This window comes from Actinoallomurus vinaceus (assembly GCF_039542055.1).
GTDB lineage: Bacteria > Actinomycetota > Actinomycetes > Streptosporangiales > Streptosporangiaceae > Actinoallomurus > Actinoallomurus vinaceus.
The window spans coordinates 150,841-174,242 of the sequence record NZ_BAABHK010000010.1 but is presented as its reverse complement, the minus strand read 5'-3'; the positions used below and the strand labels follow the sequence as shown (position 1 = coordinate 174,242).

Here is a 23,402-nt window from a genome sequence, read left to right as displayed (position 1 = left end):
CGTCATGGCGGCGGGCAGGACCGCACGCGACGGGAAGTCGGCCCGCCGCGACGGCGGGCGGCGCCGTCCGAACCGGGCGCGCCGAGCCGACCACCTCGCCGGCTGGGCGTTCGTCTCACCGGCCGTGCTCCTGATCGGCCTGTTCGGGCTGGTGCCGGTGGTCTGGTCCCTCCTGCTGTCCTTCCAGCAGACGGACCTGACCTCGCCCGGCACCTGGTCCGGAGCCGCCAACTACCGGCGGATGGTGCACGACCCGGTCTTCTGGCAGGCGGCGCGGCAGACGCTGGTCTACTGCGTGCTGTTCGTACCGATCACGATGGCGCTGGCGATCCCCGTCGCGGTCCTGCTGAACCAGAAGGTACGCGGCATGACCTTCTACCGGATGGCGGTCTTCGTCCCGCTGGTCACCTCGACCGTCGCCACCGGCGTGATCTTCAGCTGGATCCTCAACCCGCAGTTCGGCCCCGTCAACGCCGGCCTGGCCAAGCTCGGCCTACCCCAGCAGGGGTTCTTCCAGGGCTCCGGTGAGGCGCTGCCGTCGGTGGTGGCGATGACCGTGTGGGGCTGGCTCGGCTTCGCGGTGATCATCTATCTGTCCGCGCTGCAGAACGTGCCCCGCGAGCTCATGGAGGCCGCGGCCCTGGACGGCTGCGGCCGGGCCCGGGCGTTCTGGAAGGTCGAGCTGCCGCTGCTCGCCCCGGCCTCGTCGTTCCTGCTGGTCTGGCTGACGATCAACGCCCTGCAGCTGTTCGACGAGGTCTACGTGACCACCAAGGGCGGCCCGCTGCACGCCAGTACGGTGCTCGTCTACTACCTCTACCAGCAGGCGTTCGTCGACTTCGACGGCGGCTACGCCGCGGCCATCGGCAGCGCGCTCTTTGTGGTGATCCTGGCCGTCACGGTGGTCCAGCTCTGGCTGAGCCGCAGGTCCTCCCCGTACGAGGTGAACTGAGATGGCCGACACGGCACTGACGCGGCCGTCGCGCCTGGCCGGCGTCCACGAGGCAGGACGCCCGCCCCGCACACGGTCCCGGCGGCCCAGCCCGCTGCACCTGCTGCTCGTTCCGCTGTCGGTCGTGATGCTCGCTCCGCTGGGGTGGATGGTGCTGCTCTCCATCTCCACGGAGCGGGAGTCCCGGCGTTTCCCGCCGGGACTGCCCGGGGGGATCCACTGGCAGAACTACACCACCGCCTGGAGCCAGGGGCCGTTCGGCCACTGGCTGCTCAACAGCACGATCGTGTCGGTCAGCTGTGTGGTGGGCAACCTGGTGCTGTGCTCGCTGGCCGGCTACGCCTTCGCGCGGATCCGCTTCTTCGGCAGCCGGCTGCTGTTCATCGGGGTGCTCGCGACCCTGATGGTGCCGTTCCAGATCGTCATGCTGCCCACGCTCATCGTGATGCACCACCTCCATCTGACCGACACCCTCGGCGCGCTCATCGCGCCGAACCTCGCCACCCCGTTCGGGGTCTTCCTGATGCGGCAGTTCTTCACCGCCGTGCCGAAGGAACTGGAAGAGGCGGCCCGCATCGACGGCGCCGGGCGGCTGCGGACGCTCGGGAGGATCCTCCTCCCGCTGATGGGGCCGACCCTCGCCACCCTTTCCGTGCTGACGTTCCTCAACGTGTGGAACGACTTCCTGTGGCCGCTGATCGCCGTCCAGAGCCCCGGGAACATGACCATTCAGCTCGGGCTGCAGAGCTTCCAGGGCGCCCACCAGACGAACTGGCCGGTGCTCATGGCCGGCACCGTGACCAGTCAGATCCCGGTGCTCGTGCTCTTCGTCCTCGCGCAGCGCTTCTTCGTCCGGTCGATCGCCTCGTCCGGACTCAAGTGACCCACCCGTCGTGAGCGGATGGTCGGCCCGGCCGACCATCCGCATTCCGTCATCAGACGGTGGTGACGTCGACGCCCGCGGCACGGAGACGGTCGAGCTCGGCCGCGTCCGCGCCGACATCGGTGATGAGCCCGGAGATCTCCTCGATCCCCGTGATCCGGGAGAAGGCGCGCTTGCCGACCTTCGACCCGTCCGTCAGCACGATCACCCGGTCGGCGGTGCGCAGCAGGCAGCGGTCGGTCTGCGCCTCCACGTCGTCGTGCGTGCTGATGCCCCGGCCCGCCTCGATGCCGTCGACGCCGATGAAGACCAGGTCGAGGTTGATGTCCGCCAGCGCCTGATCGGCGATCGGGCCGACCAGTTCGTACGACGCCGAGCGCACGCTGCCGCCGGTCACCACGAGGTCGATGGACGGACGTACGGACAACTCACCGGCGATGTTGAGCGCGTTCGTGATCACCTTGAGCGGGCGGGCCGCCGCGCCCAGGAGGCGGGCCAGCTCGGTCGTGGTCGTGCCGCCGCCCAGGCCGACCGAATGCACCGAGTCGGTCACCAGCTCCGCCGCGGCCTGGGCGATCCGCAGCTTCTCCTGGTGATGGCGGCCCGTGCGATACCGCATCGGCAGCTCGTACATCACCTCGGCCGAGACCGCGCCACCGTGTGTGCGTTTGAGCAGTTGCTGCTCTTCCAGCACGTGCAGGTCGCGGCGGATGGAGGCGGGTGAGGCCTTGAGCTCGGTGGTCAGCTCGGTCACGGAGACCGAGCCGTCCCGGGCGAGCCGGTCGAGGATCAGGCCGAGGCGCTCCTCTTGACGCATCCGATCACTATAGAGCGTTCCCCGGCGATTGATAATCGGCGGCACGGGGGCGAACCGCTCACCCCCGCTGCTCACTTGCGCCGTCTCCGTGCGCGGGTCATACGGATTCGAGCAGGTCGGCGCCGACCTGGATCCGCGCCGCGAAGGCCGCGGCCTCCTCGGGACCGGCCTGTGCCGCGGTGCCGCCCGCGGCCCGGGTGGACAGCGCCCCGCAGGCGCACCCCCAGGCCAGCGCCTGAGCGAGGTCTCCCGAGTTCAGCCAGCCGGCCAGGAAGCCCGCGTCGAATCCGTCACCCGCGCCCACGGTGTCGACCGGTGCGACCACCGGGCCGCGGGCGCCGATGACCGCCGCCCCGGAACGTGCGACGGCCCCTCGGCGGCCGCGCTTCACCACCGGCAGCGGACCGGCGCCGGCCAGCACCCCCAGCGCACCCGCCAGGGGATCACGGCCGCGCGGACCGCCATCGGCGGCTTCGGAGCTCTCGGCCCCCGAGCCGGGAGCTCCGTCGGCCACAGAGTCGTCGGGGCTCTCGGCGCGCGTGCCGGGGAGCGGCGACGGGCGGAGCGCCGCGGCCAGCGCGAGCGCCTCATCCTCGTTGGGCAGCAGCAGGTCGCAGGCCGCCAGCAGCCCCGGCGCGAGCCGCCACGCGCCCGCCGGGTCGTCGTTGGTGTCCAGCGACGTGGACGCGCCTGCGGCCCTGGCCTTGGCCAGGAGCCCCGGCAGCCCGGCGGCCAGGCGCGGCTGCAGGAAGTAGGAGGCGGCGTGCACGTGGCGTGCGGCCACGTCGGGCACGTGCTCGGGACCGAACGCGGGCAGGCAACCGGGCGCGGTGAGGATGGCCCGGTCACCGTCCGGCCGGTTCAGGCAGACCGTCAGCGCCGTCGGCAGGCTCTCGTGCCGCGTGCAGCCGCTGATGTCGACGCCCGCGGCCGACAGGGTGTCGAGGACGAAGTCCCCCGCGGGATCGCGGCCGACCATCGCGACGAGCGCCGTGGCCAGGCCGAGGCGGGCGGCGCCGTGGGCGACGATCGCCGCCGACCCGCCGAGGGCGAGGACGCCGGCGTCCACCAGCGTCTCGGCCTGTCCCGCCGGCGGGGTCTCCGGAGCGCCCGACACCAGGACGTCCGGGTTGGCGTCCCCGACGACCAACAGATCCAGGCCGGTCATCGGAGCGCCCCGGGTGAGAGCGGCGTGCGCAGCGTCGGCGGCAGGGCGTCGCCGTGCGCGGCCACCATGGCGTCGCAGAGCGCCCAGATCTCGTCGACCGTCAGTGCCGCGGCGGTGGCAGGGTCGGACATGGCCGCGTGCCGGACATGCCGGGGATCGCCCTCGACGGCGGCGGCGACGACCAGCTCCACGACGTTGAGGAAGCTCCGGTTGAGCGCGGCCAGCTGGGGCGGCAGCGCGCCCACCGCGTGCGGATGGACGCCCAGCCGGTCGAGGGTCGCCGGGACCTCCACCGCCGCGCCCGCGGGCAGGTTGGTGACCAGCCCGCGGTTGGCGGTGGTGACCTGGATCGTGCGGAGGGTCCCGGTGGCGAGGCTGTGGATGACCTGCGGGGCGTACTCGGCGGCGTCCTCCTCCTCGCCGTCCGGTTCCGGGTCGAGGCCCGCCGCGAGACGGTCCCGGATGGAGGCGTACTCGGCGACGTTGTCCGCGCTGATCCCCACGTAGTCGCCGATCGGGATGCGCAGCCGCTCGATCTCGGCCGGGTGCCGGAGGTAGAAGGGGACGTACTCGGAGGAGTGCTCGCTGGTCTCCGTCGGATAGAAGCCGAGCCGCCGGTACATGTCCACCCGCACCCGCCGGCGCAGCTCCGGATCACGCTCGATCGCCTCGTCCAGTGCCGGGTAGAGGCTCCGCCCCTGGTGCTGCCAGCGCAGGATCCAGGCCTGGTGGTTGACGCCGGCCGACAGATAGTCGACCTCCTCGTACGGGACGCCCACGATCTCGCACAGCCCGCGTACGGTCCAGTAGACCGAGTGACAGAGGCCGGCGGCCTTCAGCCCGGGAGCCACCGAGGCGAGGTACTGCAGGTTCATGGCCATCGGGTTGGTGTAGTTGAGCAGCCACGCGTCGGGGCAGACCGCGGCCATGTCGGCGGCCAGGGCCTCCAGGAACGGGAAGGTGCGCAGCGCGCGGAAGATGCCGCCGATCCCGAGCGTGTCGCCGATCGTCTGCCGCAGCCCGAACCGCTCGGGCACCTCGAAGTCGGTCACCGTGGCGTGATGGCCGCCGATCGCGACCATGTTCACCACCACGTCGCTGCCCTCCAGCGCCGCCCGGCGGTCGGCCTCCGCGACGATCAGCGGCTTGGCGCCGTGCTGGTCCGCCGTACGGCGGGCGAGGGTCTCGGCGACCGACAACCGCTCGGGGTCGATGTCGTGCAGCGCGATCCGTACGTCCGCGAGTTCGGGGAAGGAGAAGATGTCGCGCAGCAGCTGCCGGGTGAAGGTGATCGAACCGGCGCCGACGAAGGCGATACGGATCGGTGAGGACATGACAGAGAACCTCTCGTGAGGGGAGCTGCGTCGAATCAGACGGAGGCGGGACGCAGGATCACCGAACGGGTGAGGTGACGAGGAGCGTCGGGGTCCAGCCCGCGGGACGTCCCCAGGGCGACGGCGAGCCGCTGTACGGCGATCAGCGAGGCGGCCGGGTCGAGGTCCTGCTGGATCCAGAGCCCGCCGGTGTCCGCGACCTGCGCCGCCAGGCCCTCCGGCGCCGGTCCGAACATCCAGACCGCGGACCGCTCGTCGGTGATGGCGATCGGCCCGTGCCGGTACTCCTTGGCCGGGTACGACTCGGTCCAGCTCAGCGACGCCTCGCGCATCTTGAGCGCCGCCTCGTCGGCCAGCCCGACGGTCCAGCCCTCGCCCAGGAACGTGAACTGGGTGCGCTCGGTGACCCCTGCAGGGAGCGGCTCGTGAACGGCGCGTTCGGCGTCGGCGATGGCGGGGGAGAGGTCTTCGCCCAGGTGGGCGCGGAACAGGCTGAGGGCGGTGGTCGCGAACCGGGTCTGCACCACCGAGGTCTCGTCCGCGAAGTCCAGGACGACCACGTCGTCGGCGGCCGTCATGACCGGGGTGTCCGGATCGGCGGTGACGGCCGCGGTCGCCATCGTGCCGCGCACCCGGTCGAGCAGGTCCAGGACCTCGGTCGTCGTACCGGACCGGGAGAGCGCCAGCAGCCGGTCGTACGGGCGGCCGGTCGGCATCTGCGAGGCCGCGAAGGCGTCGGTCTCGCCGTGCCCGGCGCTCTCCCGCAGCGACGCGTACGCCTGGGCGATGAAGAAGGAGGTGCCGCACCCGACGACGGCGACGCGTTCCCCCTGCTCCGGCAGCCCGGCCACGGGTCCGGCGGCGAGCTCGGCGGCCCGCCGCCAGCAGGCCGGCTGGTCGGCGATCTCGACTTCGACGTGGGTCGTCACGGCGGCTCCGTTCAGCTGCGACAGGGAGGGTGATTGATTCTGATCAGTTAATAGCATGACCGCTCACAACCGGGCAATACGATTTGGCGGTCGCTCATGCGAACGCTCCCGGCGCCTCCGCCGCGAGGCGAAGAGCACCGGGAGCGCGTGTGTCCTGATCAGCCGGCCGGCGACGGCCGGGGATGTCCCCGAAAGGGTCAGACGCCGCGGCAGGGCACCCGGTAGGCGTCGAGGGCGAGGTTCTTCTTCAGGGAGTTGAAGTTCTGCGCGTTGGCCTTCGAACAGAACTTCGAGGTGTCGAGGCTGTACTCGACGTTGAAGACGGCCTTGCCGGCGGCGACGTACTTGTCATAGCCGTAGCCCGTCTGCGCGGTCGTGCACTCGGTGTTCGCCCAGCACTCCTCGTTAAGCGCCCAGTCGAAGTACGGCTGGAGCGTCTTGAGCTGGTCGATGTCGTTCTTGAGCCCGGCGGACAGCCCGCGGCTGTGCGCCTCGTTCGCCAGCCAGGTGTTGAAGTTCAGCTGGTCGGTCGCGCTGATCGAGAACCCCGGGTCGTTGGTGTAGCCGTCGACGTTGTCGAACTCGATGGCGTCGAAGCCCTTGGACTTGCACATGTCCATGCGCTTCTGGAGGATCGTGCCGAGCTTTCCGCCGTACTGCCGGATGTCCAGCCAGCGCTCACCGGGCCAGCCGTCGACGTTGTTGCCGAGCACGCTGCTGGGGAAGTCGCCGGCGTCGCCGCGCCAGTCCTCGTACGTTCCGGCGCTGATGTAGCAGACGACCTTGCGGCCGGACTTGGTGGAGTGCAGCTTCGAGACGTCGGCGGCCGTGGCGTCGAATCCGTCGATGTCGTACATCGTGACGTCCAGGTACGGCGAGGACGGAACCGATTTCAGCTGCCACTGCCAGCTCGTGTTCAGAGCCGGCTTCCAGCAGCCGGAACACGAGACGGGAGCCGGGAGGGTGGCCGCCTCGGACGGCGCGGCCGTTCCCAGGCAGGATACGAGAGCCGCGCTGAGGGCGGCGATGACGAGACGTGCTCTTGCGCGCATGGGCGCTCCTCGTGAGTCGGAGAAACACGGGGCGGCATGCGTGCTGTTCCGCACTCCCCGTACGCGCCTGCCCCGGAGTCAACCGCGGCGGCCGGGGTGGCGTCGCCCATGTGAGTCCGCAGGACTGACGCCAGCACGCGAAGGAGCTCTCCTTCCGTCGACCGGCTTTCGTCGGCCAGCTTTCGTTGACCAGCAGAGAGAATTGCTGATTCGTGCGCGGTTCGCAAGCGTTTCGGGCACATATAAGCATAGATTGCCGATTCCCCAGCATTCCGGGAGGTCGGCCATGGCGCGGTTCCGTGGCGGCGCTTTACGCTGATCCGCCATGGGACAGGATGTGCTTGGGGCGGAGTACGAGGCGATCCGGCTGACGCTGGAGGACGACGCCGAGGGCGAGGTGGTGGCGACACTCGTCCGGCGGCCCTGCCCCGGCAGCCGGAAGGCCGTGCTGTACATCCACGGGTTCGTCGACTACTTCTTCCAGACCCACCTCGCCGACTTCTACGTCGAGCGCGGCTTCAGCTTCTACGCCCTGGATCTGCGCAAGTACGGGCGCTCGCTGCTCGACCACCAGACGCCCAACTTCGCCCACAGCATGTCCGACTACTTCCCGGAGATCGACGAGGCGGTGCGCCTCATCCGTGCGGACAACGACCTGCTGCTGCTGAACGGCCACTCGACGGGCGGCCTGGTCTCGGCGCTGTGGGCCGACCGCGTGCGCGGTCAGGGGCTGGTCGACGGCCTGTTCCTCAACAGCCCGTTCCTGGAGCTGAACGTCCCCGCCGGGGTCCGGCGGACCCTGGCACCCGTCGTCCGCGCCCTGGCGAAGGGACGCCCGACCATGGTCCTGCCGACCGGGGTGAGCGGGTCGTACGTCCACAGCATCCACCGCGACCACGACGGAGAGTGGGACTTCGACCTGACCTTGAAACCGGCCGAGGGCTTCGGCGTACGCGTCGGGTGGCTCGCGGCGATCATCAAGGGGCAGCGGCAGGTCCGTGCCGGGCTCGGCATCGACGTGCCGATCCTCTCGATGTCCTCCACGACGACGGTCCGCGGCCGGAACGCCGACTTCTCGACCGGCGACGGCGTGCTGGACGCCGACGACATCGCCTATCTGTCGACGCGGCTCGGCCGGCACGTCACGTGCGTGCGCGTCGAGGGCGGCCTGCACGACCTGGTGCTGTCCGCCGAGCCCGTCCGCAAGAAGGTGTTCGACGAGCTCGAGCGGTGGATGACGGCCTACCTCTGACCGCCCGCCGGATCAGAACACGTCGCATCCGCCGGCCTGGTTGATGGTGAACACGTGACGGGCGGCGGCGCAGACGGTCTCGAGCACGTGGATCGGCGTGTCGTCGGTGGAGTAGGAGGCCCGGAGCACCTGAACGACACAGTCGCCGGGATCCAGGCGGAGAAGGTCGGTCTCCCACCGCGCGGCCGGCCGCGCCACCAGCGTCTCCTCCGCGTGCCCGAAGGCGTGCCCGTGCGCGGTGATCGCCTCGTGCATGGTCGGCTTGAGCAGCTCGGGGTCCGTGACGGGGGTGCCGCCGAACAGGTCGGTGCGGAAGTAGGAGACGGCGATCCGCACCGGCACCTCGTCGGCGAGCATCAGCCGGCGGCGGGCGATGACGTCCTCGCCGGGCCGTGTCCGCAGGCACGTGGCGACGTGCTCCGGCGCGGGCTCCAGACCGACGCCGAGGACGCGCAGCTCGGCGTGGACACCCTGCCGCTCGGCCACGCTCAGGAACATGCATCCGGCGCCGTACATGGCGGGCTCGCTGGGCAGCGACCGGTGCACGATCACCGGGGGCGCCGGCTCGGGCGGCGCCTCCGGCGTCCGCGCGGTGAGGCCCTTGCGCATCTGCGAGATGCGGCCGGGCGACACTCCGAGCACGTTGGCGATGTCCTCGAGCCGGTGGCCGCTCTCCCTGGCCTCGGCGATGGCCTGGCGGCGCATCCGGGCCGCCTCTTCGACCAGTGCCTGCTGCTCCGCCATCATCACGCCCAGGGCGCGGGCGCGTTCGATCGGGTCGGTGACCGTGGCGATCTCCCGGAGGGTGCTGTGGTTCACGGCGTCGGAGCTCCACTCTTCGAGACGAGTTTTATCCCCCCTGTTGCGCGGTTACGCATCGTGGCCGTATGCTCACACTCTATCTCGTTTAGGCCCCCTAAAGGCCGCCGCTGAGAGGGCATCGATCCATGTGGGTTCGTTTCGATCACCCTGCCCATCTTGCTACAGCCGAAGCCCGCTGTCCTGGAGTTACCGCCAAGTTCGCCACACTCCGTCACTTCTCGGTGACGTCTTGATGGGTCGATCGGTGCTGGGAGCGATCACCATTCCCGGCCATCCGGAGGAGGTCGCGACGGCCCGGCGGTTCGTCGCCAAGACGCTCGCGGGCCATCCGCAGGCGGACACCGTGGTGCTGCTGACGAGCGAGGCGGTCACCAACTCGGTCGTGCACACCGCCAGCATCATGGTGGGGGTGGTGGTGCTCGAGACGCCCACCGGCGTACGGGTCGAGGTCACCGACGAGGGCGGCGACACGCTGCCCACGGTCTACGAGGGATCCGAGCTGCGCGAGGGCAGGCGGGGCGTGTTCCTCGTCGAGGAGCTGTCGGCGGCCTGCGGCATCCAGACCCACGCCGACGGGCTCACCTTCTGGTTCGAGCTCTGACCGCTCTAGGGATTCTTCGGCCCGACCAGGCGGTCGAGCAGCTCCTCCACCGCCGCCACGCCGGTGCTCGTGGCCGCCTTGACGTCCTCTGCCCTCGCGATGAGAAATGCGGATCTCGCTTGCCACCGAAGCGGTGGCAGATGGCGCAACGGCTGACCTCTTCTCTGAGGAGACCACGCCCTTTCAGAGCTGGGAGGAATCAGGCTCCTCCGGCGCAGGACAGGCAAAGGCGAATTGCTATGACGATTGGTCGTTTGGTCTCGGCCGCGCGTTGGTTACCGTTAGCTTGCGCCCCATGCCGACCAGCCGTGTGAAGCGGGCGTATAAGTACCGCTTCTACCCGACGCCCGAGCAGGCCGCCGAGCTTGCCCGGACGTTCGGGTGTGTGCGGAAGGTCTACAACATGGCGCTGGCCGCCCGCACCGAGGCCTGGAAAGGGCGCAGTGAACGGATCGGCTACAACGCCACTTCCGCGCTGCTGACGGCCTGGAAGAAGACAGAGGAACTGGCCTACCTCAACGACGTCTCCTCCGTGCCGCTGCAGCAGGCGCTGCGCCACCTGCAGACGGCGTTCACCAACTATTTCGCCAAGCGGGCGAAGTACCCGCGCTTCAAAGCGAAGAGGAAGTCGCGGGCATCCGCCGAGTACACCCGCAGTGCGTTCCGGTTCCGCGACGGCGAGCTCACCCTTGCCAAGATGGCCGAGCCGCTGGCCATCGTCTGGTCCCGTCCGCTGTCGAAGGGAGCGGAACCCTCGACGGTGACCGTCTCCCGGGATGCCGCTGGACGTCCGGGAGTGGACGTGTACGTGCGGCATCACCCATGACCGCGATGTGAACGCGGCGAAGAATATTTTGGCCGCCGGGCTGGCGGTGTCGGCCTGTGGAGCCGGTGTAAGACCTCGGGCGGGATTCCTCCCGGACGGGGCAGTCGGCGCTGAAACAGGAAACCCTACGGCGCGAGCCGTAGGAACCCCCTCGTTCAAGAGGGTCGAGGAAGCCAAGAGGGCAATTAATACCGCGGCGGCGGGTGAGGGTGGCGACGGTCGGCCTGGATTCACCCCTTGCCGTATCCGTGACTAGCGGATCTCGGAGAGGCCGAAGTTGTCGAACAGCACTCTGATGTCGCCGCCGCTGCCGCCGTTTTCCTGCACGGCGACCAGGCCGGTCTGCCCGTTGGCCAGCGGGCCGTCGGCGTCGGTGGTCTCGGCGGCGAGCGTGCCGTTGAGCCACAGCCGGAGCCGGACCTTCTTGCCGTCCTGCTCGCAGGCCGCCTGGAGGCGGTTCTTGGCGTTCTTCTTGAACCCGGCGGCCGACGTCTTCCTGACCAGTTCCCGGGAGCCGGCCTTCCCGGCGGTCTTCCGGACCAGCGTTCCCTCGCCGTCGGCGCGGACCAGGAACTCGTAGTAGGCGGCGTCGTCGTTCTGGCCGGTCGCACGGCAGTACACCCCCGCCATCCCGTACGGCGGGCCGCCCATCACCGAGACGTCCACGCCGACGAGCTCCCGGGCCGGCAGCTCAGGCTTGAAGGGGGCGGGCTCGTCCCGGCGCTGGTAGATGCTGCTGCCCGCGTCAATGCGGTAACCGCCCTGCCAGTAGCCGCTCCCGGAAATCCACGTGGAGCCGGACCACCCCGAGCTGTTGTTGGAGAAGTCGTCGCCGTAGGTGAACGCGGTCTTCGACGGCGGTCCGTCGGAGCCGCGCAGGACCAGGAGCGCCGCGACGCCGAGGGCCACCACGGCGGCCGCTCCCGCCGCCGCCGGTATCCACCGCCGGCGGCGCGCCGACGCCATGACGGCGGTGCGGCCGCCCGCCGGAGCGGTCGCCGGGGACGGCGGGTCCGCCAGTGTCGGACGGGGCCCTGTCCAGGGCGGCCCGCCCGGCCCGTCGGCGGTGCCCGGCGCCGGGCCGCCGACCGGCACCGCCCAGGTGCGGCCGACGGTCTCGGCGGCGCGCGCGGTGTCGGCGTGTGGCCGTCCGGTCAGGCGGTCGAGGAGCTCCTGCGCGGACGGGCGCCGCCGGGGGTCCTTGGCGAGGGCCTGTTCGACGAGATCGCGCAGCCCCTCGTCGAGGTCGTCGAGGGACGGCTCGCCGTGGGCGATCTGGTAGAGCACGGCGGGCACGCTGGAAGCGTCGAACGGCGCCCGTCCCGTGCTCGCGTACGCGACGACGCATCCCCAGGCGAACACGTCCGACGCGGGAGAGGCGGTCTCGCCGGCGACGAGCTCGGGCGCCATGAAGGCCGGTGTGCCGATGAACTGCCCGGTCCGGGTCGCGCCGGAGACGGTGTCGAGCGCCCGGGCGATCCCGAAGTCGATGACGCGCGGCCCCACCGACGACAGCAGGACGTTCGCGGGCTTGAGGTCGCGGTGCACCACGCCCGCGGCGTGGATCGCGGTGAGCGCGGTGGCGACCCCCACGGCCAGGTGCTCCAGGCTCGATCCGCGCATCGGCCCGCTGTCGCGGACGAAGGCGTCGAGGTCGGGGCCGTCGACGAACTCGGTCACGACGAACAGCGGCTCGCCGTCGAGCCGGGCGTCCAGCACGGGCGCCGTGCAGAAGCGCCGTACGCGGCGGGCGGACTCGACCTCCCGGCGGAAGCGGTCCCGGAACATCTCGTCGTCGGCCAGGTCCGGGTTGATGACCTTGACCGCGACACGTTCGCCGCGCGCGCTCTCCGCGAGGAAGACCGTGCCCATCCCGCCTCGGCCGATCCGGCCGACGAGCCGGTAGTCCCCGAGCCGGGACGGGTCACCGGGCCGTAGCTGATCGATCGCGTTGACTCCGGTCACGGCCCGCCCTTCTGTTCCCGACGAGCGATAAGACTAACGGGACAGGTGGGTGGTTCCGGGACTTACGGGGTCAGTAGCAGTTTGCCCGTCGTACGGCGCGCCTCCAGGTCCTCGTGGGCCCGGCGGGCGTCCGCGAGGGGGTACCGCCCGCCGACGTGCACCGAGAGGTCCCCGGAGGCGATCCAGCCGAAGAGGTCGTCCGCGCGCCACAGGAGTTCCTCGCGGGTCGCGACGTAGTGCACGAGCGACGGGCGCGTCAGGAACAGCGAGCCGCCCTTGTTGAGGCGCTGCGGGTCCATCGGCGGAACCGGGCCGCTCGCGGCCCCGTACAGCGCGAGCAGGCCGCGCGGGTGCAGCGAGGCGAGGCTGCCCTCGAAGGTGGTCTTGCCGACGCCGTCGTACACGACCGGCACGCCCCCGTCGGTGAGGCGGCGGACCTCCTCGGCGAAGTCGTCGTAGCGGAGGACCTCGTCGGCGCCCGCGTCACGCGCGAGCTTCTCCTTCTCGTCGGTGGAGACCGTGCCGATGACCCGGCCGCCCCGCAGTTTGATCATCTGGGTGAGCAGGAGCCCCATTCCGCCGGCGGCGGCGTGCACGAGCGCGGTGTCGCCCGGCTTGATCTCATGCGTCGAGTGCGTCAGGTAGTGGGCGGTGAGGCCCTGCAGGAGTACGGCGGCGGCCAGGTCGGGGGCCACTCCGTCCGGCACCGGTACGGCCTTGTCGGCGGCCACGACGGCGCGTTCGGCGTACGAGCCCGTGAAGTCGGCGGAGGCCACCACGTCGCCCACGCGCAGGTCGGTCACTCCGTCGCCGACCTCGATGATCCGGCCCGCGCCCTCGGACCCGGGAACGCCCGGGAGCGCCAGGGGGTAGTTGCCCTTGCGCTCGTAGACGTCCTTGAAGTTGACCCCGGCGGCGGCGAGCTCGACGACGACCTCTCCGGGCCCCGGCCGCGGATCGTCCCTGTCGGTGGGGTTCAGCACGTCCGGCCCGCCGTGCTCGGTCACCACGATCGCACGCATTCCGACCTCCTTGTGTTCGACTTACATCGAACATTAGCGCACTCGTCCGGGCGCGGGAAAACGAGCTGAGAAGGACGCGGCCGCGTACTAAGTTGGAAACTTCGCGCTCCCAACGACCCGAAAGGCTTTCGGCATGCCCACAAAAGAGGCGGAGGACACCGACCCCGAGATATCGGCCGAACGCGCGCACCTGACCCGCTCCCGGGAGGCGCTCCAGCGGATGCGGGACAACGTCCTGTCCCTGGACGCCTCGGCGGCCGGCGACTGGGTCTCGGCGAAGGTGCTCGGCGCGGACCTCGCCAAGCGCGCCGAGGCGCTGCGCGACGACCCCACGACCGCCCTGTTCTTCGGGCGTCTCGACCACCCGGAAGAGCGCCTGTACGTCGGTCGGCGCCACGTCCACGACGACGGCGGCCGGGCCCTCGTCATCGACTGGCGCGCGCCCATGGCCCGCCCCTTCTACAAGGCGAGCACCGCCGACCCGATGGGCCTCCAACTGCGCCGCCGGTTCGGCTACTCCGGCGGCGAGCTGACCGCGTTCGAGGACGAGGACTTCTCCGCGCCGGTCGAGTCGCGGCTGCTCATCCAGGAGATCGAGCGGCCCCGCGTCGGCCCCATGCGCGACATCGTCGCCACCATCCAGCCCGAACAGGACGACATCGTCCGCGCCGAAGCCGAGCACACGCTGTGCGTCCAGGGCGCGCCGGGCACCGGCAAGACCGCCGTCGGCCTGCACCGGGTCGCCTACCTCCTCTACGCCCACCGGGAGCGGATGCGCCGGGGCGGCGTTCTCGTCATCGGCCCGAGCGCGTCGTTCCTCGACTACATCCGCGGGGTGCTGCCGGCACTCGGCGAGGTGAACGTCGAGCAGCGCACCCTCGATCAGATGCTCGCCACCGTGCCGGTCAAGGCGCGCGACGAGCCGGCGACCGGGCGGATCAAGGGCGACGCCCGGATGGCGGAGGTGCTGCGCCGCGCGGTCTGGAGCCACCTGCGCGAGCCGTCCGAGGCGCTCGTACTGCCACGCGGCACCCGCCGCTGGCGCATCCCCGCGTACGAGATCACCGAACTGGCCGAGACCCTGCGCGCCCGCGGCATCCGGTACGGCGCGGGCCGCGACCTCCTCGGGCACCGCATCGCGCACGCCATCCTGCTGCGCATGGAGAGCGCGGGCGAGGCCTGCGACGACCGCACCCACGAGGCCGTCCGCCGGACCCGGCCGGTCAAGGCGATGGTCGACCACGTCTGGCCGGCCCTCGACCCGGTGCGCGTGGTGATGCGGCTGCTGTCCGACGCGGACCATCTCGCCGAGGCCGCCGACGGCCTGCTCGACCCCGCCGAACAGGCCGCCCTGCTGTGGTCCAAGCCGCTGAAGGGTCCCAAGTCGGCGCGCTGGACGCCCGCCGACGCGGTCCTCGTCGACGAGGCCGCCGACCTGATCAGCCGCACCTCCAGCCTGAGCCATGTCGTCCTCGACGAGGCGCAGGACCTGTCGGCCATGCAGTGCCGGGCGGTCGGGCGGCGCTGCGAGACCGGCTCGGTCACGGTGCTCGGGGACATCGCGCAGGGCACCACGCCCTGGGCGGTCGGTGACTGGCCGACGCTCCTGCGGCACCTGGGCAAACCCGACGCGGACCTGACCGTGCTCGACCGCGGCTACCGCGTGCCCCGCCAGATCATCGACTTCGCGAGCCGCCTGTTGCCCCGGATCGCGCCGGAGCTGGCGCCGCCCACGTCCGTACGGTCCGCCCCCGGGGCGCTGCGGGTCCGCCGGGTCGCCGACCTGCCCGCCGCCGTGGAGGACGCCTGCCGGGAGGCCCTGGACGGCGAGGGGTCGATCGGCCTGATCGCCGCCGAGGCCGACGCGGCGGGTCTCGCCGAGCACCTGGCCGCGCGCGGGATCGAGCACGTACGGCTCGCGGACGGGATGGCGGCGGCACGGCTCGTCGTCACCCCGGCCACGCAGGCCAAGGGCCTGGAGTTCGACCAGGTCATCGTCGTGGAGCCCGCCGCCATCGTCGAGGCCGAGCCGGACGGCGAACGCTCGCCCGGCCTGCGGCGGCTCTACGTCGTGCTGACCCGTGCCGTCTCGGGGCTGACCGTCCTGCACGCCCGCGACCTGCCCGAACCGCTGCGCTGAGCCTCGCGGCGCTCCTTCGCCAAGGGACGCCCGCGCCGCGAGGGGACTCGCGGCGCGGGTGACCGCGTTGTCGACGCCGCTCGCGCCGCCCGCGTGCCGGTCAGTCGCCGGACCAGGCGCGGGGGAGCGTCTCGGAGGCCAGGGCGAAGACCTCGCCGATGCGCGCGGTGACCTCGTCCGTCTGAAAGCGGCTCTCGTGCGCGCAGCTCTCGAACGCGACCCGCATCACGGCGAGGAAGGTGGCGCCGATCAGCGTCGGCCGCAGATCGGTCGCGAGATCCACGTTCATCCGCCGGGCGAGGATCGAGGTCAGCTCCTGCTCCAGCTCGTTGAAGTACCGCAGCTGCGCGACCGCGAGGGCCGGGTTGTTCTCGACCACGTCCCGGACCTTGGCGAACCGGCTCGCGTGATCGTCATCGGAGCGGCGGACCTCGTCGAAGACGCCGCGGATCGCGGCCGCCAGGGCGGCGATCGGGGGCTCCTCGGCGGGTCGGGCCGCCAGCACGCTGAGGAAGCGCTGGTCGTACTCCCGCATCATCGAGAGGGCGACTTCCTCTTTGCCGGCGAAGTACCTGAAAAATGTGCGTTGCGACACATCGACCGCTGCCACGATCTCGTCGATCGTCGTGGCCTCGTACCCCTTGGCGAGGAACAGGTCCAGTGCCGTGTCGATCAACGCCGAGCGTGTGCGCTGTTTCTTCCGCTCCCGCAGGCCGGGGGCGGGCACCGCCGACGTTTCAGTCATGTCACCTACACCTCACAATCTGTTCATAGTGTGCCATAAGGCAGCAAGTGACTCTTAGGACGATTTGTCATCTGTCAGGAGCTGACATAAATTCTGGGGTGACATGGCACGCGTTCTAAGGGGGAGCGAGATGTCGCAACCGGTCGTCCAGGAGCGATTGCCCGCAGGGGCCGGGCCGAAGCGTCCCGGGATGGGCAATCCGTGGCTGACCCTGATCGCGGTGGCGCTCGGCGTCATCATGGTGACCCTCGACGGCACCGTCGTCGCGATCGCCAACCCCGCGATCTCCAAGGACCTGGGCGCCTCACTGTCCGACCTGCAGTGGGTCACCAACGGCTACCTCCTGGCCCTCGCCGTCTCGCTGATCACCGCCGGAAAGCTCGGCGACCGGTTCGGCCACAAGCCGGTCTTCCTGATCGGCGTCACCGGCTTCGCGCTGTCGTCGGCGGGCATCGGCTTCTCGAAGGAGATCGGGATCGTGATCGCGCTGCGGGTCCTCCAGGGCCTGTTCGGCGCGATGCTCCAGCCGACCGCGCTCGGTCTGCTGCGCGCGGCGTTCCCGGCCGAGCGCCTCAACATGGCCATCGGCATCTGGGGCGCCTGCATCGCGGCCTCGACCGCCGCCGGCCCCATCGTGGGCGGCCTGCTGGTCCAGCACGTCAACTGGCAGTCGGTCTTCTTCATCAACGTGCCGGTCGGCCTGGTCGCGCTCGTCGTCGGCGCCCTGTTCCTGCTGAACGCCCGCGGTGAGTCCCAGTCCGGCGGCTTCGACATCACCGGGATCGTCCTGCTGTCCGGGATGCTCTTCGCCCTGGTCTGGGGAGTCATCAAGGCGCCGACGTACGGCTGGGGCGACGCGAAGACGTTCGCGTTCTTCGGCGGGGCGATCGTGTTGCTGATCCTCTTCCTGGTGCGGGAGCACATGGCACGTCAGCCGCTCCTGCCGCTCACGCTCTTCCGCTCCGTGTCGCTGTCCGTCGGTGTCGTCCTCATGATGCTGATGGCGTTCGGCATGTTCGGCGCGATGTTCTTCCTCACCTTCTACTTGCAGAGCGTGCACGGGCTGACGCCGGTGGCCACCGGCGTGCGGCTCCTGCCGATGATGCTGGCCATGATGGTCGCCTCCCCGGTCGCCGGCGGGCTGATCTCCAAGGTCGGGCCGCGCGTTCCCCTGGTCGCCGGGATGGCGTTCGCCAGCGTCGCCTTCCTCGGAATGTCGCGCCTCGGCGTGGACGCGAGCTTCGCGGCCATGGCGCCGTGGTTCGCGCTCATCGGCATCGGCCTCAGCCCCGTCATGGTGGGCGCCACCGACATCATCGTCGGCAACGCCCCCGTCCAACTCTCCGGCGTCGCGGGCGGCCTCCAGCAGGTGGCGATGCAGGTCGGCGGCGCGCTCGGCACCTCCGTCCTCGGTGCCGTGCTCACCGCCAAGGTCGCCGGGGTCCTGCCCGGCCACATGACCGACGCGGGGCTGGCGAAGCCGACCCCGGCACAGGTCGACCTGATGAAGGGCGCGATCTCCCAGGGCGTCGCGCCGGTGCCGAAGAACGCCCCGCCGCAGGTCGCCCAGCTGATCGTCAAGGCCAGCCACCTGTCGTTCATCGACGGCATGCACCTGGCGTTCATCGTGAGCGCGGCCATGGCGTTCGCCGCCGCACTGCTGAGCCTCCTCGTCCGGGCCGGCCGCCAGGTCGAGGGCGCCGCGATGCACGTCTGACGGCACATCCACCGATCGCCGTGACGGCCCTCCCGGGCTGTCGCGGCGATCAGTGGTTTTCGTCACATAGAGATCGTTCCGTCCGACCGGAAACCGGGTAATCGTCCTGCGTTGCTCAAAAAAGATCGGGGGCGACAGGAGGATCCGATGGTCCTGGACCCGGAAGACGCGCGCGACGCACGATCCGTCACCGAGGCGGAGCGCGGATCGCAGGTACGCAAGGCGGCGCTCGCCGCCATCGTCGGCACCTCGATCGAGTGGTACGACTTCTTCCTCTACAACACCGCCGCCGCCGTCGTCTTCAAGGACGTCTTCTTCCCCAAGTCCACCGATTACGTCGGGACCCTCTCGTCCTTCGCCACGTACGCCGTCGGCTTCGCCGCCCGCCCGATCGGCGCCGCGATCTTCGGTCACTGGGGCGACCGGCTCGGCCGCAAGGCGACCCTGATCGTCACCCTCCTCCTCATGGGCATCTCCAGCGCCCTCATCGGCGTCCTGCCGGGCACCAATACGATCGGCGTCGCCGCGCCGATCCTCCTCGTCGCCCTGCGCGTGCTGCAGGGCATCGCGGTCGGCGGCGAGTGGAGCGGCTCCGTGCTGCTCTCGATGGAATGGGGGAATCCCCGGCGGCGCGGGCTGATGGCCAGCTGGCCGCAGATCGGCGTGCCGATCGGCCTCATCCTCGGCACGGTCGCGATGTCCTCGCTGGCGACCGCGAGCGGCGACGCGTTCAAGAACTGGGGCTGGCGCGTGCCGTTCCTGTTCAGTCTGGTGCTCGTCGCGATCGGCCTGTGGGTCCGGCTCCGCGTCATGGAGACGCCGATGTTCGCCAAGGTCGTCGAGCGCCAGGAGGTGGCGAAGGTCCCGGTGCTCGACGTGATCCGCCGGCATCCGAAGGAGATCGTCCTCAGCGCGCTGCTGCGCTGCTCGGAGCAGATGCCGTTCTACATCTTCACCTCCTTCGCGCTGACCTACATCGTCGAGCACGCCGAGCTGTCCAAGACCTTCGCGCTGAACGCAGTCGCCGTGGCCGCCGTCCTCGAACTCGTCCTCATCCCGACCTTCGGCCACCTCAGCGACACCGTGGGCCGTAAACGCATCTACGCGATGGGAGCGTTGCTGCTCGGCGTCATCGCCTTCCCGTACTTCGCGCTGCTGAACACCGCCGTCCCGGTCGTCGTCTTCCTCACCGTCGTCCTGGCCCAGGTGCCGCACGCCATGCAGTACGGGCCGCAGGCGTCGCTGATCGCCGAGGTGTTCCCCACGAGGCTCCGGTACGGCGGCGCGGGCATCGGCTACCAGCTCGCCTCGGTCATCGCGGGCGGCCCGGCGCCCCTGCTGGCGACCTGGCTCCTGCACGACCACGGCTGGTGGGCCATCTCCTTCGTCATGGTCATCGCCGCCGTACTGACCCTGACGGCGACCGCCCTCCTCCCGGACCGTTCGAGGATCGACCTGACCGAAGACGCCGCCTACGCCTGATCCCGCGCTCAGAGATCTCCGCCGCGCCGGATCCCGGCTTCGGAACGCCCGGCAAAGGCCCCACGCCGGCCGGCGGAGATCGACCGCTCAAGTTGAAGATCGTCCGCCGAGTGCGCCACGCTCAGCACCGACATGATCACGGACAGGCGGAGAGGCTTTCATGGACCCGTTGGACCAGTGGGCGATCAGAGATGCCGTCGAAGACGGTACGCGGGCTGCGCTCGGACTGCCGAAGGCGGATCGCGGGAGCCTTTTGAAGCCTCTCGCCATCGGATGCGCGGGCCTTGGCGCACTCGGGGCCGTGGTGATGATTTCAGGGTGGCTGATGATGATCCACGACCTGGCCGGCCGGAAGAACACCCCGGCCAACGCCGTGGTCGACAGCGAGAACAAGATCACGCTGCCGTTGCCCAGTGGATGGAGCGGCGAGACCGGCGTGGCGGGCGTTGCCCACATGAGTGTCGGCCCCTTTCGGTGCAGCCAATCCTCGAGCGACGTCTGCCACCTCGCCGTAGTCGACACTCGGCATGCGGAATCCAAATCGAAGGACGCGAAGCACGCCGCGGAAGCGGACATATCGGCTGCGGCGGAAGCGTCCTATGGCGTCATCATGCGGCACACGGTGCTCAAGTCGGTCCCGGTGACCGTTGCGGGCAGGAAAGGCCACCTCGTCCGCTGGAAGATCAAAGTGACTGACGGTCCTGCCGGCTACGTTCAATCCGTCGCCTTCCCATCACCGGCTCGAGGCTTCGCAATCATCCGCTTCGGCTTTGACGACAACCCGATTGCCCCGAAAGTCTCCGTAATGGACGACATCGTCGCGGGCGTCAAACTCAGCAGCGGCGCAACTCACTGAGTATTCCTCGTGGTCGAACGACCTGACGGAGGACGCCGCGTACGCCGGTTAGAGTTGAAGCGCCCCCCACCGATGGAGAGGTGAGGTGGGTGAGGTGGGGGACGCTTCGACGGGCGGGCAGGCCGCCGAGAGCGCGGTCGAGCTCGGAGGCTACCGGCAGGAGCTGAAACGGACGCTGGGCTCCTTTCAGGTGTTCGCGATCTCGTTCGCGTTCATCTCGGTGGCGGTCGGCGTCTTCTCGACCTACGACGACGTGCTCCGGAACGCGGGACCGGTCGGGATCTGGCTCTGGGTCTTCGCGGCGGTGGGGCAGATCCTGGTGGCGTTGGTGGTCGCGCAGTTCGCGGCCCGCATCCCGCTCAGCGGCTCCTCCTATCAATGGGCCTCGCGGCTGACCAACCCCAAGATCGGCTGGGGGTTCGGTTGGCTGACCTTCTGCTACCTGGCGATCGCCGTGGTGGCGGTCGACAACGCGCTCGCGAGCCAGGCGTTCATGCCGCTCGCCGGTATCAAGCCGGACGAGGACACCGCCCGCCTGATCACTCTCGTGGTGCTGCTCGTCCAAGCCCTGCTCGCCGTGGCCTCCACACGCATCGTCAGCATGATCAACGCGAGTGCGGTGGGGCTCGAGCTGGTGCTCGTCGTCGTGATCACGATCGCGCTCATCATCGCTGTGGCGATCACGGGCAACGGCGCGGTCGACAACCTCACCTCGCGCGGTATCACCGAGAACGCCCCCGGCTATTTCGCCGTCGGCGGCGGGTTGATGGTCGCGATGATCGCGGGCCTCGCCACGCTCGTCGGCTTCGACGCCGCGGCGAACCTGGCCGAGGAGGCCAAGGATCCCTTTCGCACCGTCCCGCGCGCGATCGTGGGGTCGGTCGCGGCAGCCGGGCTGCTGGGACTGGTGTTCCTGATCTCGCTCACCGTCGCGATCGACGATGTCCCGCGGATCAGCAGGAGCGGCTCGCCGGTCGCGGCGATCATGCGCGATCAGCTCGGCCCGGCGATGGAGAGGACGCTGCTGGTCGCGATCACGTTCGCGTTCTTCGGCGCCGGGATGGTGATCATGGCCGCGTGCTCGCGGATCGTGTTCGCGATGGCACGCGACGCGCGCTTTCCCGCCCATCGGCTGATGCGGCGGGTCGACCCGCGCACGCATACGCCGGTCCCGGCGACGATCCTGATCTTCGTCGTGGGAGTCGCCCTGATGGTCGCGCTGCCGGGTGCCGCGCTCCTGGAGCTGATCACGGCGTCGACGATCCTCCCGGCGATCATCTACGGCTCGACGATCGTCCTCTACCTGGCGGTGCGCAGACGGCTGGGCCGCAAGAAGGGCGCGTTCGACCTCGGGCGCTTCGAGTTGCCGGTCGCGATCGGCGCGCTCGTGTGGTCGGTCGTCGCGCTGTTCGTGCTGGTGGTGCCGGCGGCGGCGTTCGTCCCCGTCGTGATCGTGGTCGGCCTGCTCCTCGCGGGTGGGCTGTTCCTGCTCCTCCTGCTGATATTCGACCGCGAGGCGCTCGAGACCGAGCCCGGAGACGTGAGCGTCTTCACGCACTGACCGAGAGACGGCGCCAGGTGCCGACGCGCCGGGACGTGCTGGACGCCGATGCCGGACACATCGATGCCTTCGGATCGAAGGATTCAGGCGGCCGCGACCGCGGCATTCGGATTCCGGGATCGGGTCGCCACGCCGATGATCCTTCGACGACCGTTCCGGCCGACTGGAGGCGATGGCGTGGAGTACGTGCGGGTGGGGGCGTCCGGGTTGAAGGTGTCCCGGATCGGCCTGGGGATGATGGGCTTCGGCGACCGGTCGCGGCGGCGGTGGCATCTGGACGAGGACGGCGCCGAGCCGATCGTGCGGCGGGCGGTCGAGGCGGGTGTGACGTTCTTCGACACCGCGGACATGTACGACGGCGGCATGAGCGAGGTGGTCACCGGTCGGCTGCTCGCCCGGCTGTTCCCGCGCCGGGACGACTACGTGCTCGCCACCAAGGTGTACTTCCCGATGGGGCCGGGGCCCACGGACGGCGGGCTGTCGCGCAAGCACATCATGGCCGCCATCGACGCCTCACTGGCCCGGCTGGGCACCGATCACGTCGATCTCTACCAGGTCCACCGCTGGGACGGCGAGACACCGATCGAGGAGACGATGGACGCCTTGCACGACGTCGTACGCTCCGGCAAGGCGCGGTACGTCGGGGCGTCGAGCATGTACGCGTGGCAGTTCGCCAAGGCACAGCACGCCGCGGCGACCCGGTTCGTCTCGATGCAGAACCACTACAACCTCGTCTACCGGGAGGAGGAGCGGGAGATGATCCCGCTCTGCCGCGACCAGGGCGTCGGCGTGCTGCCGTACAGCCCGCTGGCGCGCGGGCTGCTCGCCGGTACGCGGGACCGGCAGGGCGGTCGGCACACGGTACGGGCCGGCAATGATCCGCTCGCCGACACGTCGTACGAGGACGGGGACCACGACGTCGTCGACGCGGTACGGGCCGTCGCCGGCGAGCGCGGTCTGCCCCCGGCGCGGGTGGCGCTCGCATGGCTGCTCGGCAGGCCCGGAGTGTGCGCGCCGATCGTCGGCGCGACGAAGCCGGGGCAGGTGGACGACGCGGTGGCCGCCGTCGGCGTCGCGCTGACCGATGAGGAGGTGGCCCGGCTGGAGGCGCCGTACCGTCCGCACCGGGTCATCGGGCACTCCTGAGCCGACAGGTCAGGGATCGGCGCCGTCCGCCGGTTGCGGCTGAGTAGGTCAGGCCCGGTGCCGGTCCACCGGGAGGGAGCGATCAGGCCAGGGGCCGGTGCTGTCGATCGGGAGCGGCCGGCGGATGACGCG

General features: G+C 70.3%; 20 protein-coding genes and 1 pseudogene. 12 read left to right on the top strand and 9 right to left on the bottom strand.

Annotated elements, in window-relative coordinates:
- The first annotated feature begins 4 nt into the window (after positions 1–4).
- Positions 5–952, top strand: coding sequence for a carbohydrate ABC transporter permease (locus ABEA24_RS31810; RefSeq protein ID WP_345435151.1), 948 nt, complete (start codon positions 5–7; stop codon positions 950–952).
- Between the two features lies 1 nt (position 953).
- Positions 954–1,835, top strand: coding sequence for a carbohydrate ABC transporter permease (locus ABEA24_RS31805; RefSeq protein WP_345435149.1), 882 nt, complete (start codon positions 954–956; stop codon positions 1,833–1,835).
- 52 nt (positions 1,836–1,887) lie between these two features.
- On the opposite strand, the gene ABEA24_RS31800 is transcribed toward ABEA24_RS31805, so the two are convergent.
- The 5 genes from ABEA24_RS31800 to ABEA24_RS31780 form a co-directional block, all read right to left on the bottom strand.
- Positions 1,888–2,652 carry a DeoR/GlpR family DNA-binding transcription regulator gene (locus tag ABEA24_RS31800; RefSeq protein WP_345435147.1) on the bottom strand — a complete coding sequence of 255 codons (765 nt, stop codon included), beginning with the start codon at positions 2,650–2,652 and terminating at the stop codon, positions 1,888–1,890.
- Positions 2,653–2,749: 97 nt separating this feature from the next.
- Positions 2,750–3,820, bottom strand: a complete 1,071-nt coding sequence (locus tag ABEA24_RS31795) for a carbohydrate kinase family protein (protein WP_345435145.1) — start codon at positions 3,818–3,820, stop codon at positions 2,750–2,752.
- Positions 3,817–5,154 carry an alpha-glucosidase/alpha-galactosidase gene (gene melA, locus ABEA24_RS31790; protein WP_345435143.1) on the bottom strand — a complete coding sequence of 446 codons (1,338 nt, stop codon included), beginning with the start codon at positions 5,152–5,154 and terminating at the stop codon, positions 3,817–3,819. Before melA ends, ABEA24_RS31795 begins: the two co-directional genes overlap by 4 nt.
- Before the next feature lie 35 nt (positions 5,155–5,189).
- Positions 5,190–6,083: an SIS domain-containing protein gene (locus tag ABEA24_RS31785; protein WP_345435141.1), complete on the bottom strand. Its 894-nt coding sequence runs from the start codon at positions 6,081–6,083 to the stop codon at positions 5,190–5,192.
- A 197-nt stretch (positions 6,084–6,280) separates the two neighbouring features.
- Complete coding sequence (locus ABEA24_RS31780) at positions 6,281–7,135, bottom strand: endo alpha-1,4 polygalactosaminidase (RefSeq protein ID WP_345435139.1); 855 nt, start codon at positions 7,133–7,135, stop codon at positions 6,281–6,283.
- Positions 7,136–7,460: 325 nt separating this feature from the next.
- Here ABEA24_RS31780 and ABEA24_RS31775 point away from each other — a divergent pair, with 325 nt between their 5' ends.
- Positions 7,461–8,387 (top strand): alpha/beta hydrolase, encoded by a 927-nt coding sequence (locus tag ABEA24_RS31775; RefSeq protein WP_345435137.1) that lies wholly within the window; start codon positions 7,461–7,463, stop codon positions 8,385–8,387.
- 12 nt (positions 8,388–8,399) lie between these two features.
- Here ABEA24_RS31775 and ABEA24_RS31770 read toward each other — a convergent pair whose 3' ends face one another.
- The gene (locus tag ABEA24_RS31770; protein ID WP_345435135.1) at positions 8,400–9,206 is read right to left on the bottom strand and encodes a GntR family transcriptional regulator; all 807 of its coding nucleotides are present in this window, start codon (positions 9,204–9,206) and stop codon (positions 8,400–8,402) included.
- Positions 9,207–9,441: 235 nt separating this feature from the next.
- Between ABEA24_RS31770 and ABEA24_RS31765 the strand changes: the two genes are divergently transcribed.
- The 3 genes and pseudogenes from ABEA24_RS31765 to ABEA24_RS31755 all read left to right on the top strand — a co-directional run bounded on the left by ABEA24_RS31765 (position 9,442) and on the right by ABEA24_RS31755 (position 10,892).
- Positions 9,442–9,810, top strand: coding sequence for an ATP-binding protein (locus tag ABEA24_RS31765; RefSeq protein ID WP_345435133.1), 369 nt, complete (start codon positions 9,442–9,444; stop codon positions 9,808–9,810).
- 295 nt (positions 9,811–10,105) lie between these two features.
- Positions 10,106–10,600, top strand: a pseudogene (locus ABEA24_RS31760) (RNA-guided endonuclease InsQ/TnpB family protein); the annotation flags it as partial.
- Positions 10,587–10,892: a zinc ribbon domain-containing protein gene (locus ABEA24_RS31755; RefSeq protein WP_345435131.1), complete on the top strand. Its 306-nt coding sequence runs from the start codon at positions 10,587–10,589 to the stop codon at positions 10,890–10,892. The pseudogene ABEA24_RS31760 and the gene ABEA24_RS31755, both read left to right, overlap by 14 nt.
- On the opposite strand, the gene ABEA24_RS31750 is transcribed toward ABEA24_RS31755, so the two are convergent.
- Positions 10,889–12,601: a serine/threonine-protein kinase gene (locus tag ABEA24_RS31750; protein WP_345435129.1), complete on the bottom strand. Its 1,713-nt coding sequence runs from the start codon at positions 12,599–12,601 to the stop codon at positions 10,889–10,891. The genes ABEA24_RS31755 and ABEA24_RS31750 overlap by 4 nt on opposite strands.
- Before the next feature lie 62 nt (positions 12,602–12,663).
- Positions 12,664–13,623: a quinone oxidoreductase family protein gene (locus tag ABEA24_RS31745; protein ID WP_345435127.1), complete on the bottom strand. Its 960-nt coding sequence runs from the start codon at positions 13,621–13,623 to the stop codon at positions 12,664–12,666.
- 133 nt (positions 13,624–13,756) lie between these two features.
- On the opposite strand from ABEA24_RS31745, the gene ABEA24_RS31740 reads away from it, so the two are divergent.
- Positions 13,757–15,763, top strand: a complete 2,007-nt coding sequence (locus tag ABEA24_RS31740; protein WP_345435125.1) for a HelD family protein — start codon at positions 13,757–13,759, stop codon at positions 15,761–15,763.
- A 100-nt stretch (positions 15,764–15,863) separates the two neighbouring features.
- Here the strand turns inward: ABEA24_RS31740 and ABEA24_RS31735 are convergent, their stop codons facing one another.
- A complete protein-coding gene (locus ABEA24_RS31735) occupies positions 15,864–16,508 on the bottom strand; it encodes a TetR/AcrR family transcriptional regulator (RefSeq protein WP_345435123.1) in 645 nt (214 codons plus the stop codon).
- Between the two features lie 130 nt (positions 16,509–16,638).
- On the opposite strand from ABEA24_RS31735, the gene ABEA24_RS31730 reads away from it, so the two are divergent.
- From ABEA24_RS31730 to ABEA24_RS31710, 5 genes are all read left to right on the top strand, one after another.
- On the top strand, positions 16,639–18,225 hold the full coding sequence (locus tag ABEA24_RS31730) for an MFS transporter (RefSeq protein ID WP_345435120.1): 1,587 nt from the start codon (positions 16,639–16,641) through the stop codon (positions 18,223–18,225).
- A 147-nt stretch (positions 18,226–18,372) separates the two neighbouring features.
- Positions 18,373–19,707 (top strand): MFS transporter, encoded by a 1,335-nt coding sequence (locus tag ABEA24_RS31725; protein ID WP_345435118.1) that lies wholly within the window; start codon positions 18,373–18,375, stop codon positions 19,705–19,707.
- A 160-nt stretch (positions 19,708–19,867) separates the two neighbouring features.
- Complete coding sequence (locus ABEA24_RS31720; RefSeq protein WP_345435116.1) at positions 19,868–20,563, top strand: DUF8017 domain-containing protein; 696 nt, start codon at positions 19,868–19,870, stop codon at positions 20,561–20,563.
- Positions 20,564–20,657: 94 nt separating this feature from the next.
- Positions 20,658–22,124 carry an APC family permease gene (locus ABEA24_RS31715; protein ID WP_345435114.1) on the top strand — a complete coding sequence of 489 codons (1,467 nt, stop codon included), beginning with the start codon at positions 20,658–20,660 and terminating at the stop codon, positions 22,122–22,124.
- Positions 22,125–22,301: 177 nt separating this feature from the next.
- Positions 22,302–23,270, top strand: a complete 969-nt coding sequence (locus tag ABEA24_RS31710; protein WP_345435111.1) for an aldo/keto reductase — start codon at positions 22,302–22,304, stop codon at positions 23,268–23,270.
- Positions 23,271–23,402 lie beyond the last annotated feature (132 nt).